Source organism: Haloferula helveola (assembly GCF_037076345.1).
GTDB lineage: Bacteria > Verrucomicrobiota > Verrucomicrobiia > Verrucomicrobiales > Akkermansiaceae > Haloferula > Haloferula helveola.
In genome coordinates this window covers 4,100,671-4,112,546 of record NZ_AP024702.1, presented here as the reverse complement: position 1 = coordinate 4,112,546, position 11,876 = coordinate 4,100,671, and the positions used below count along the sequence as shown (strand labels likewise).

Genomic DNA, 11,876 nt, shown 5'->3' with positions numbered 1-11,876 from the left:
CGCTATTCAAGGCTCCGCCCGTCGACGCCGCAAGCCCCGAGGACCTCAAGCAGGCGCGCGACCGGCAATCCCATGACGTTGTCGAAGCTGCCGTCGATCGATTCGACCAGCATCTCGCCGTGCTCCTGGATCCCGTAGGCCCCCGCCTTGTCGAGGGGGTCCACTTTCGCGAAATAGGCATCGATCACCTCCTCACCGAAAGGCCGGAACCGGACTTCGGTCAGTTCGTGAAACGGATGGGCCGTGCCGTCGGGCGCGACCACGCAAACTCCGGTGCAGACCGTGTGGACCCGGCCCGACAGCCGCCGCAGGGTCGCCCGGGCCTCGTCCAAATCGGCGGGCTTTCCCAGAGGCTCATCCTCCAGAAAGACCAGCGTGTCGGCTCCGATCACCGCCGCTCCCGCGACCTCCACCCCCCTCGCCTTCAGCTCGGCATTGGTTTCGCAAAGTTCGGCGGGAGCCATCCCGGCGTCATGAATCTCCTCCGCCGGCGACGGTCGGACCTCGAACTCCACGCCCGCAGCCGCCAGCAATTCCCTTCGCCGGGGCGATCCGGACGCGAGCACGATCTTCATCAGCGCCTCCCTAACCTTGGGCGGAGGCTCCCGCAAGCCCCGCTAACGCAATCCACTTGCATTTGCAGGTTTTCTGCCCATGGTTCCCGCCGTGGCCCGTATTCTCGCCTGCCTGATCCTCTTCGCCCTCGGCTGCCATGCTGAGGAGCTGAAGGTCGCAACCCTGCACCCGCTGCTTGCCGATCTTGCCCGCCAGGTCGGCGGCGATCGGGTGGAAGTCGTCGAACTGGTGACGCGCAACGACGATCCCCACCACTTCGAGCCGACGCCGGCAACCTTGCGCAAGGCCACCGGCATGGACCTGTGCCTTGCCTCCGGCATGGGTTTGGAAAGTTACCTCCCCTCGCTGAAGTCGATCCTGCCTGAAGGCGCAAGATTGGTGGAGATCGGCTCCGGACTGCCGACCCTCGCGGGGAGTTGCGACCATCCGGACCATCATCACGACGAGGGAGATACCGATCCGCACTGGTGGCATTCGGTGGACGCCTTCCGGCGCGCCGCCACTTCCACCGCCGCCACATTCGCCGAGGCCGACCCTGACGGAGCCGACTACTATCGCTCCCGTAGCATGACTTACCGCCGGAAGCTCGATCAGTTGGAACGCTGGACGCGCCGCGAACTCGCCCGAGTCCCGGCAGAAAAACGCACGCTCGCCACCGCCCACGCCGCCTTCGGCTACTTCTGCCACGAATACGGGTTCACCGCCCTACCCGTGCAAGGGGTGAACCGTGAGCAGATGCCCGATGCCGCCAGCCTCGCCTCACTGATCGGCAAGCTCCGCGATTCCGGCGTGACCGCGATCTTCCCCGAAACGTCGTCCAACCCGAAGATCCTCGAGGCTCTCACCGCCGACACCGGCATCCGCATCGCCGACCCGCTCATCTCCGATGGCACCACCACGGACAGCTACGAGGCGATGGTCCGGCACAACGTCGAGACGATCGTCGGAGCTCTTGGGACGAAGTGAGCCCGCCACTGGCGCTCGTCACCTCGCATTCAGGAGACCTTCGGAAACCCGTACCGATTCGGGATCACTCGCAGCGGATCGAGACCGACCGACCGTGGGCGTCGAGGCCCTCGATACGCGCGAATTCCTCGACCACCGGCAGCGACTTCGCGACCGACTTGCGGTCCAGCTTGACGATACTCGTCCGGCGCTGGAACTGGTCGGCCCGGAGCCCGGAGAACGACCGGCCCGCCCCGCCCGTCGGCAGGGTGTGGCTCGGACCCGCGAGGAAATCGCCGACCGCCACGGCCGACAGGTTTCCGACGTAGATCGCACCCGCCGTCCGAATCTGCTTCAGCCACTTCGACTCCTTTTCGACCATCAGGGAAAGGTGCTCAGGGGCGAAGGCATTCGCAATCTCGACGCCTTTCGAGAGATTCTTCACGTGGAGCGCGAAGGCGCCCTGATCGAGAACCTCACGGATGTAGTCGGCCCGCGAAAGCGTCTCGAGTTGGCGCTCGATCGCCTTGAGGACCTTGACGATCAGCGCCTTTGAGTCGCTGATGAAACCGATCACGCTGTCCCCGCCGTGTTCGGCTTGGGCAAGAAGATCCGCGGCGATGAAATCCGGATTGCCCGTCTTGTCGGCGAGCACCAGCACCTCGCTCGGGCCCGGCAAAAGATCGATCGACACCGCTCCGACGAGTTGGCGTTTGGCCTCGACCACAAACTTGTTTCCGGGACCGAAGATCCGGTCGACCGGCCGCACCGACTCGGTGCCGAGCGCCATCGCCGCGATCGCCTGGGCACCACCGACCTTGATGACCTCGCTGACACCTGCGGCGTGAAGGGCGTAGAGCAACTCGGGATTCACCTTTCCGTCCGGACCGCAGGGAGTCGCGCCGAGGACCTCCGGAACCTTCGCCGCTTTGGCAAAGCCGGCGGTCATCAGCGCCGTCGAGACGAGTGGAGCCTTGCCGCCCGGCACGTAGACCCCCACCCGGTCAAACGGGGTGAAACGCTCTCCCACCTTCGCCCCCTCGGCATTCCGGTAGGACCAGTCCTTGCGCATGCTGCGCTTCGCGAATTCGGTGATGTTCCGCAGGCTGGCGGCCACCGCCTTCTTGGTCGACGGCGCCACGGCCTTCCTCGCCTCGGCGATCTCCTCCTTGGTGACGAACAGCGCAGCCGGCGCGAGCGCGACCTTGTCGAACCGCGCCGCGTAGTCCGCCAGCGCGCGATCCCCGCGGGCACCGACTTCACGGACAATCTCGGCAACCGCCTCCCTGACGTCGTCCCCGGGAATCGCCCGGCGGTCGAGGGTCGCGACGAATTCTCCGTATCCTTCGTCCTTGTGACTGATGGTTCTCATGGCGGTTACGGGATCAGTAGTAGGGCTTGAGCATCAGGTAGCAAACCGGCCCGGTGACCGCGACATAGAGCCACAGCGGAAACACCCAGCGGGCAAGTTTGCGATGTGCGGCAAAGCGGTTCGTCCACGCCGCAATGAAGGTGAAGAGAATGAACGGAAAGCTCACCGCGGCCGACACGATGTGCGTGATGAGCAGGAAGAAGTAGAAGCCCCGGATCGCCCCCTCGCCGCCGAAGCGGGTCGGATCGTTGGTCATGTGGTAAGCGACGTAGGAAAGCAGGAAAAGCACCGAGAGCACCATCGCGAACAACATCGCGGCCCGGTGCAGCGCCACCTTGCCCTGCTTGATGAAAACCAGCGCCGCGATCAGCACGACGGCTCCAGCCGCGTTCACCGCAGCATGGAACGGCGGCAGCATCTCGGTGCTCCAACCTTCTGGCAGGGGCAGGCGGATGCGCTGCATCAGCGCCACCAGCACCAGCACGAGGGCGGAAACCACCCACGCCACCACCCGCAGCTTCCGCGCGAGCTCCTCGTTCGCCGGCTTCGCCAGCCATTCCGATCTCTCACTCATGGGTTCTCCGAAAGCTCTTTGCGGATGCGGTCATACATCGACTTCTTCTCCCGATCATACTGTCCGGGGTCCCGCTCGCGGGCCTCGTCGGTGTCGGCGTCGGCGAGCGGCCACTTGCCGACGACGTTGAGGTCGTGGTCGATGAGGAGGAATCCGAGGTCGTGCGCGTAACGCCCGTTCGAAGCGATATCGATCGGGTCCCGGCGCTCGCGGATTTTGAAGAACTTCAGCTCCTCCTCCAGATAGCGGTGGGTCTCGTCGCGATCCCCGGCGCTGGCGAACCACCAGTTCTCCGGATCGGCCCCGAGCGTTTCCGCGTAGTCCGACAGCTTCTCCTGATCATCCTCGTCGGGGTCGACCGTGATGCACACGATTCGGAAGTCCGGATCGTCGCCGAAGGTCTTGTAGATCTCCGCCAGCTCGCTGCCGTTGCGGACCGCGCACTTCGGGCAGACCGCGAAGAACTGCGCCAGCACCGTGACCTTGCCCTTGAGGTCGGACAACTTCACCTCCGTGCCGTCCTGCTTCACGAGATCCAGGTCCTCCTCAATCGGAAAGAATTCATCGACGTGACCCACGCCCGCATCCGACACCGGCGGGAGCTCCGTTTCGGGCACACCCTTTCCGAGCTGCCTGAAGAAAAGAATCATCGCGATCGACGCGACGACAACGAATCCGTAAATGGCAATGACTTTCGGGTTCATGGTTCCTGCTTTGCCGGGGTTGCGAGCAGTTCTTCGGCTGTCTTGAACAGCAGCTCTTTGAGGGTCTCGACGTTGCTCTTTTCAAGCCCCTCGGACTTACCCTGCTCGTCCCACTCCGCGGCCTGCTCGAAATTGAAGGGCACCTTGTTCCTGAAGTTCAGCTCACGACCGTTCGGCTTCCGCGCCCGGACCGTCGGTTGCCGTAGGTGCCCGTCGCGATCCACCAACATGAAAGTCGGGTCAAACTCCCACGTTCCGTCCTCCTCCTTCGGCATGAAGCCGGACTGGAGGACGTTCTTGAAATACTTGTGCACGCTTTCCTCGCGTGCTCCCGCCAACCACCAGAACGGCAGCTCGGCGCCGAGATCGGAAGCATACTCTCCAAGCTTCTCCGGCGACTCGTTCTCGGGATCGAGAGTGACGCAAACGATGTGGAAGTCTTCGCGGGTCCCGTAGCGTTGCTTCAGGTCGAGCAGAACCTGCCGGGTGGTCGACCACGACTCCGGCTGTTCGAAGACCACCGGCACGATCACGAACACGTCGCCCAAGAGGTCCAGCAAGCTCGCCTCCGACTCGTCCTGACGCCACAGCTTGAAGTCATGCTTGTCCGTGCGCAGCCGGGTCACGAAGGCCGGGCGGTCGTCCTCGGCGCGGCGGGCCGCGTCGCGGTTGTAGGCCACGAGAATCAGCACCCCGCTGACCGCCATCACGGCCACGAGGATGAAAGCCGTCAGCCGCAGTTTCCGCGGATCGCGCACGGCAGGTTCCAGATTCTCGGCGGGCCGTCTCATGGGGCGGCGGACCCTAGACTAGCCCCATGCAAAGGCAAGTAATCCGAGTTCGAGCGGCAGATAGAGCAGCGTGAACAGAAACAGCCGCCGAAAAGAGGACCGTTCGCCGTCGCGCATGAACCGGCCGGAAAATGCCGCCATCACCAGCCCGAGCAGCACCCCGGCCCCCAAAGCGATGTGCCCGGGAAGCCCCGGGGTCCAGCCGGCGAGCCACGGCCAGACCGGCAGACCCGCGAGAAACAGTGAGAAAACGGCACTCAACAGACCGCAGCGCCGCCCGCTGACGTCGCCATTGCTCCACATCCGGTAGCCCGCCTCCTCGTACTCCTCACGGCACAGCCAGCTGATCGCGACGAAGTGCGGGAGCTGCCAGAGAAACAACAACGCGAAAAGGAATGCGGCGCCTCCGTCGAGGCCGTGGTCAGGAACCGCCGTCCAGCCGATCATCGGCGGGATCGCTCCGGGAATCGCGCCGACCAGCGTATTGGCGCTGCTCCAGCGCTTCATCGGCGTGTAGACGAATACGTAGATCCCCACCGTCACCGCCGCGAGGACGGACGGCATCGTTCCGACTTTCACCGCGAGGTGGATGATCCCCGCCGCCGAGAGCATCCAGCCGAGGCCGAAAGCGAACACCGGATCCATCCGGCGCGAAGGCAAGGGTCGGTCGGCAGTCCGTTTCATCCGGGCATCCAGATCGACTTCCATCAGCTGGTTGAAGGCCGACGACCCAAATGCCGCGAGCGCCGTGCCGACGAGGGTATGGGCGAGCAGGACGAGATCGAGCCCCGCTCCCTTCGATGCCAGCAGGAAACCGAAGAAGGTGGTCAGCAGGACGAAGACGTTCAGGCGGACCTTCATCAGCACGACGAGGTCCTTCCGAAGCCCGGGCGGCTTCTTCTCGACAGTCTCCTCAACGCTGGACGCTTGCTCGCTCATTCGGCAGCCCGAAGAAACCCTCCCGCCGCATCCCGCGCACGGAAAAAACCAACGGACCGCGGGACGCCGCCCGGTCCGATTCCCGGCTCAGATGCTCACCCCCCGAAGTCCCGGCGGTAGAAGATTTTGAGATACTTCATCCCCCGCTCCTCATCGAAGCCCTTCTCGACCACCGGCTCGGCCTGATCGAACGACTTCGGCTTGAGCCGGACCTCGACGCCGGTGTCCAGCTTCATGATCGAGCTCATCAGCTTCTTCGCCTTCGTGACGTCCTTCTTCGAAATGCTGAAGCCGTCCTCGATCTTCACGCCCTCATCCTCCTCCATGCGCCGGCGCTCCTCGGCGAAGCGCGCCTTCGCCTCGGGAGTGCGCAGCGCTTGTTCCTCGAACTCTGCCAAGCTGAAGGTCTTCTTGCCGTCGAAGTAGGACAGCGCGTCCTTGGCCGCCTGCTTGCTCTCCCATGGCGGTGTATCGTCGTCCGACCCGCCCCCGCTCGAAACGGCGGCGACCGCCATCTCGGCGACCTTCTTGCTGACCAGCGCCGCATCGGCGATCGGCACCACGCCGAGGAAATCCCGCACCCAGAAGCGCGACTCCGCTCCGGCCCGATCGAAGGTCAGGACGTAGAAGCCCTTGCCGCCGAAGTGGTCGATGATCAGGCATCCCTTGTCGATCTTCTCGGGGTTGATCCCTTGCTCGGTGTGAAGTTCGAGATCGCCGTCGCGGGTCGAGATGCTCAGGAACGGCGTCACGCTCTCCGACTTCAGGATGCAGATCGCGCGCTTCGTCTCGCCGTCGCACGAGATGCCGTCGAGGAGCGAAATGCAGAGATCACCCGACTTGATGTTCGGGTGGTTCGACTTCGAGTAGAGTCGCTTGGCGATTTCGCAGCCCTTCTCGAGCAAGGTCGACGGATCCGAAAAGATCGCCGCCGTCGCCTGGTTGAGCTCGTTCTTCTCCAGCGAGCTGTGGTGGCTGAACCGCTGGCCCTGCATCCCCAGACTGCGGAACGAGCGCAGGAAGATCGGCGTAAGCAGCGTCTGGTCGTCCTCGCTGACTTCGAACAACTGCTTCGAGGTCTGGAGCGGTTCGTCGCGTGCGGGATTGCCCACTTTCGCCAACACCAGGCCCGCGATCCGGGCACCCTCGAAGTCCAAATGCAAATTCACGGGCGTCTGGTTAGCGGCTTCCCCCGGCGAGGCAATCCAGAATCGGCAAGAAGTCGCCTGCTGGGCCCGCCACAGTGGTTTGTAGTTCCCCGTTTACGGGGTCCACGCGCACTGCCGGATTCGAAAGCCCCCTGAAGGGGGAACTACAAACACCCGAAGCCAGCTTTCAGAACCGGTCCAGCGAAGCAGTCCTCCCTATTACCCCAGCGCCTTCTCCATCAGCTGGTTCATCCGCTTCACGGTGTCCCGGGCGTCTTCGAGCAGACCCGCCGCCATCAGGGCGTTGTCGAGCAGCTGCCCGGCCACCAGCTTGGCCAGATCCGGATTGTCGTCCTTGGCCGAGGCGAGACGCTTCACCAGTTCGTGGCGCGGATTGATCTCCAGATCGACCTTCACCTCGTCCTGGAAGTTCTCGTCCATCGCCTTCATCATCGCCCGCATCTGCGGCGTCATGCCGTCTTCGGGAACAAGGGCCACCACCGGGCTGTCGACCAGACGCTTACCGGCCTCGACCTTGGTCACCTTGTCGCCGAACTCGGTCTTGAGGAACTCGCACAGCGACGCCGTCTCTTCCTCGGAAAGCGGCTCGCCCTCAAGCTCGGTGTCCTCGAGTTCGACCCCACTCTGGGTGATCGACTGCAACTTCTTGCCATCGAACTCAGCAAGCGAGTCGGCCACGTATTCGTCGACCGCGTCGGTGAAGTAGATCACCTCGAGCCCGCGGCTCTTGAACGCTTCGAGATAAGGACTAGCCTCGATCTGTTCGCGCGAGCTGCCGACGATGTAGTAGATCTTTTCCTGCCCGTCCTTGGCCCGTGTCAGATACTCGGGAAAGCTGGTCACTTCCCCCGCTTCGGTCATCGAGCTTTCGAAACGAAGCAGCTTCGCCAGCGCCTCCTTGTTGGCGAAATCGGTGGCCACGCCCTCCTTGAAGTAGCGGTCGAACTTCTTGTAGAACGCCCGCCATTTATCGGGATCTCCCGCGGCCTCCTTCTCGAACATCTTCAGCACCCGCTTGCTGATCACGGTGCCGATCTTCCGCACCAGCGCGCTGTCCTGCATCGTCTCGCGTGAGATGTTCAGCGGCAGGTCGGCGCTGTCGATCACCCCTTTGAGGAAGCGCATCCAGTCCGGCAGCAGTCCCTTCGGCTCGGGATCGATCAGCACCTTCTTGCAATAGAGCGCGACACCGGGATCGGCCTTTCCGAAGCCCATTCGTTCCGGATTCTCCGACGGCACAAAGACCAGCGCGTTGATCTCGAGCGGTGCGTCCGCGGAGAAATGCAGGCGATACTGCGGCTCGTCGAAAGCCTTCGCCTGGAATTGGTAGAACGCCTTGTATTCCTCGTCGCTGATCTCGCTCTTGTTCTTCAGCCACAGCGCCTCGACCTCGTTGACGCGCTTGCCGTCGATCATCACCGGGAAGCCGACGAAGTTGCTGTAGGTCTCCACGAGGTGCTTCACGCGGTGTTCCTCGGCGTATTCCTTCTGATCCTCTTTGAGCTTCAGCACGATTTTGACGCCGCGTGCGACGCCATCGGCCGGCTCGATCTCGTAGCCCGACTTGCCGTCACTGGTCCAAACCAAGCCTTCGGCATCCTTGCGCCAGCTGCGCGAGTAGACCTTGACCTCGTCGGCCACCATGAAGGCGGCGTAGAAGCCGACCCCGAACTGGCCGATCATGTTCTCCGGCGATCCGCCGCTCTCCTTCATCGCGGTGAGGAACGCCTTCGTTCCGGAATGGGCGATCGTGCCGAGATTCTCGACCAACTCCTCGCGGGTCATCCCGATCCCGTGGTCCTGGATGGTCAGCGTGCCCGCTTCCTTGTCAGCCACGACCTCGACCTGCAGCGGCAGCCCCGCGTCGTGGATGTCCTTTTCGGTCCCCTCAAGGTGCCGGAGCTTCTCCATCGAGTCGCTGGCATTCGAAATCAGCTCCCGCAGGAAAATCTCCCGGTCGGTGTAGAGGGAGTGCACCACCAGATCCAGCAGCTGCTGGATTTCGGCCTGAAACACATGCTTTTCGGAGGTCGCTTCGCTCATGGCGCGGCCCGATAATCCATCCCCGCCGCCGTGTCAACGGGGCGAATCCGTCCGACCTTCGCCCCGACCGTACTGGCTGCCGGTTCCACTTTCTGTCTAGTCTCCGGTGATGACCCCGCCATCCCGCTCCATCCTTGGGTTTCTGCTCGCCGCCAGTGCCGCCGGTGCTGTGCCGATCCTCATCGAATCAGGCGACCTTCAGGCAGAGATCAACGCCCACCCGATCCCCTCGGCGGCCTCGTCGGACAAATACCGGCTCCCCACGAATCAGGAGATGACCGCCTTTCGCGCGGCGCTCCAACACATCCTCGATGGCGATCTGCAGGCCGCTGCCGACGCGGCGGTCGATGCGAATTACGATGTGGTTTCCTACACCGACAACGTCAGCAGCGATGTCTTCGCACTGCTGCGGGAGAAGAACAGCAACCAGCATTGGGGCGGCTTCTACGCGATCGATCTGACGCCCGAGCGGGAACTGGTCGTTCAGTGTCCTCATCCTCTCTACGACGGCGTCCGCGTCCCGGCCACGGACCTGTTCTTCGACACCAACGCCGTCGGCTTCCTGCTCGCCGGCACCCACCGCAACAACTCTCCCACCGAGTCAAACTGCGATGGCGACCTCGGCGGCGACCCCTACCGCATTTCGGACATGGCACACGCGCCGGAAAGCCTGTTCCAAGCGGCGCATGAGGTGATCGAAGCGCATTTCGACACCACCGTAAGCCTCAGCTTCCATGGCATGGCCGAGGGGACGGACCCGGCCGATGTCAGCATCAGCAACGGCACGCCGACCGAGTTCATCGGCAACTCCCTGTCACGATCCCTTGCCACCCGGATGAACGAAATCCTTGGCGCTGCCATGGATTCACGCGTGGCCGTGAGCCACCAGGAACCGGGCCAGGACCCCGCCCTCAGTGGCAGCACCAACACCCAGGGACGCGTTACCAACGGCTCGACAGAGCCGTGCCAGACGCCTGCCCTTTTCGCGATCTTTCCCGAACGCTTCATCCACATGGAGTGCGACCCGGACGTGCGCGACGGCGACCCCGCCAACTGGGCGTTCATCATCCAAACGTTGAACGAACAGGTTCCGCTGTTTTCCGATCCCGACGCCGACCTGCCCACCGGCGATCTCGTGATCACCGAAATTCTGCCAAACCCCGATCAGGTCGGCGACGGCACGGGCGAGTTCATCGAACTCTTCAACCACACCGGCGCACCCATCGACATGACCAACTGGACGATCGGCGACCGGGGAGGGAACACAGCGACCTTCTCCGGCATCGTCCAACCGGGCGACCTCTTCGTCGTCGGCGTGAGCGGCGACCTCAATGGCGGCGAACCCGGGGGGACGCCCGACGCGGTTTGGACCGACGACATCGGCGATCTGACCATCACCAACACCAGCGACGCGATCTTCATCCTCGATGCCGATGGCGATCTCGTGTGCCGGGTCGCTTACGAAGACGGCGACCCTTACGGAGTCGGTGTCGCGCTGGAGATCGCCACCGGTAACGCCCACCCGAACGGGCAGACTGTCGACACCGACTACGTCGAGTCCCTCACCCCCTTCGGCACCGACTTCGCCAGCCCGGGCACCCGTGGCGAAAGCCAGTTCCCCCTCCCCGATTGCCGGCTCGACCCAACTCTCAACGGGAACGACATCGAGCTCCTCTTCCCCACAGGACGCGCCATCACCTACGTCCTTTGGGAAAGCCCCGACCTCTCCGGCTGGAATCTCGCTCCCGGCGAATCACCCGTGATCGGCGATGGCATGGCGGCCTCCTTCCTTGTTCCCGCAGACGAACCGGCGAACTTCTTCAGGCTCGATTTCGACTACGTCGCACCCTGACCGATCCTGCCGCCCCCAAGCGAGACCGGTCCCGAAATCACCCCGTGGACATCGATCCCCGATCTGCAATCCGCACCGATGGCGGTGCAAATCGCAGGTTTTCCACTGGATTTCCGAACGACACAGAGGCCCACAATCCCTTAACGGACGGGGACTCACAGCCCCTTCCCCGGCCGTGGCACGCCTGTTGCGATATTGGGAGGTGCTATGAAAATCGATTCCCTAGAGAGACTCCTCGTCCACGAACTGAAGGACCTTTACAGCGCTGAAAACCAGATCCTCGGCGCCCTCCCGAAGATGGCCGAGGCCGCAACGCATCCCGAACTCAAAGCCGCGTTCAAGGAACACCTTGAGGAGACGCGCGGACAGGTGAAGCGCTTGGAAAAGGCCTTCGAGCACACCGAATTCGGTCCCCACGGCGAGCACTGTCCCGCATGTGCCGGACTCATCCAGGAAGGTGAGGAAATCATCGCCGAAATCGAAGCCGGAGAAGTCCGCGACGCCGCCCTCATCGCCGCCGCCCAACGGGTCGAGCACTATGAGATGGCAGGTTACGGCACGGCCGTCGCCTTCGCCAGGAAAGTTGGCAACCATGAAGTCGCCGACATCCTGACCGCCACGCTTGAAGAGGAAGGCGAGACCGACCGCAAGCTGACCCGCCTCGCGGAAAAGGTCATCAACTTCCGGGCACTGGCTGCTTCCTGATCGCTGAGGTCAGTCCCATTCACGAAGAGACAACCTCGGGACCGTTTGGTCCCGGGGTTGTTGCGTTCAACGGGAGGCGTCGCTTGTGCAGCCAGTCGCGGCTTCCGGTTTGCGTGGATGAGGGATCGTGCGTTCCGCCACGGTCATCGTTCATGTTGAGTCATCGTTGACGGCGCCGAAGCCTTCGGTTGCCCATAGTACCGGGG

Annotated in this window: 11 protein-coding genes; 3 read left to right on the top strand and 8 right to left on the bottom strand. The window is 63.4% G+C overall.

What is annotated here, in order from left to right; all coding sequences use genetic code 11:
- Positions 1 to 2 precede the first annotated feature (2 nt).
- Positions 3 to 575, bottom strand: coding sequence for a Maf family protein (locus HAHE_RS15475; RefSeq protein ID WP_338685664.1), 573 nt, complete (start codon positions 573 to 575; stop codon positions 3 to 5).
- A gap of 91 nt (positions 576 to 666) precedes the next feature.
- Between HAHE_RS15475 and HAHE_RS15470 the strand changes: the two genes are divergently transcribed.
- The gene (locus HAHE_RS15470) at positions 667 to 1,542 is read left to right on the top strand and encodes a metal ABC transporter substrate-binding protein (RefSeq protein WP_338685662.1); all 876 of its coding nucleotides are present in this window, start codon (positions 667 to 669) and stop codon (positions 1,540 to 1,542) included.
- Positions 1,543 to 1,606: 64 nt separating this feature from the next.
- On the opposite strand, the gene hisD is transcribed toward HAHE_RS15470, so the two are convergent.
- The 7 genes from hisD to htpG all read right to left on the bottom strand — a co-directional run bounded on the left by hisD (position 1,607) and on the right by htpG (position 9,113).
- Positions 1,607 to 2,893 carry a histidinol dehydrogenase gene (hisD, locus tag HAHE_RS15465; RefSeq protein ID WP_338685660.1) on the bottom strand — a complete coding sequence of 429 codons (1,287 nt, stop codon included), beginning with the start codon at positions 2,891 to 2,893 and terminating at the stop codon, positions 1,607 to 1,609.
- Positions 2,894 to 2,906: 13 nt separating this feature from the next.
- Complete coding sequence (locus tag HAHE_RS15460) at positions 2,907 to 3,467, bottom strand: DUF420 domain-containing protein (RefSeq protein ID WP_338685658.1); 561 nt, start codon at positions 3,465 to 3,467, stop codon at positions 2,907 to 2,909.
- Positions 3,464 to 4,171, bottom strand: a complete 708-nt coding sequence (locus tag HAHE_RS15455) for an SCO family protein (RefSeq protein WP_338685657.1) — start codon at positions 4,169 to 4,171, stop codon at positions 3,464 to 3,466. Before HAHE_RS15455 ends, HAHE_RS15460 begins: the two co-directional genes overlap by 4 nt.
- Complete coding sequence (locus HAHE_RS15450) at positions 4,168 to 4,962, bottom strand: SCO family protein (RefSeq protein ID WP_338685656.1); 795 nt, start codon at positions 4,960 to 4,962, stop codon at positions 4,168 to 4,170. The genes HAHE_RS15455 and HAHE_RS15450 overlap by 4 nt, the downstream gene beginning before the upstream one ends.
- 18 nt (positions 4,963 to 4,980) lie before the next feature.
- Complete coding sequence (gene cyoE, locus HAHE_RS15445) at positions 4,981 to 5,901, bottom strand: heme o synthase (protein ID WP_338685655.1); 921 nt, start codon at positions 5,899 to 5,901, stop codon at positions 4,981 to 4,983.
- 95 nt (positions 5,902 to 5,996) lie between these two features.
- A complete protein-coding gene (locus HAHE_RS15440) occupies positions 5,997 to 7,070 on the bottom strand; it encodes a nucleoid-associated protein (RefSeq protein ID WP_338685653.1) in 1,074 nt (357 codons plus the stop codon).
- A 198-nt stretch (positions 7,071 to 7,268) separates the two neighbouring features.
- Positions 7,269 to 9,113, bottom strand: coding sequence for a molecular chaperone HtpG (htpG, locus tag HAHE_RS15435; RefSeq protein WP_338685652.1), 1,845 nt, complete (start codon positions 9,111 to 9,113; stop codon positions 7,269 to 7,271).
- A 109-nt stretch (positions 9,114 to 9,222) separates the two neighbouring features.
- Between htpG and HAHE_RS15430 the strand changes: the two genes are divergently transcribed.
- Positions 9,223 to 10,965 carry a lamin tail domain-containing protein gene (locus tag HAHE_RS15430; RefSeq protein WP_338685651.1) on the top strand — a complete coding sequence of 581 codons (1,743 nt, stop codon included), beginning with the start codon at positions 9,223 to 9,225 and terminating at the stop codon, positions 10,963 to 10,965.
- Positions 10,966 to 11,172: 207 nt separating this feature from the next.
- Complete coding sequence (locus tag HAHE_RS15425) at positions 11,173 to 11,670, top strand: ferritin-like domain-containing protein (protein ID WP_338685650.1); 498 nt, start codon at positions 11,173 to 11,175, stop codon at positions 11,668 to 11,670.
- Positions 11,671 to 11,876: the final 206 nt, after the last annotated feature.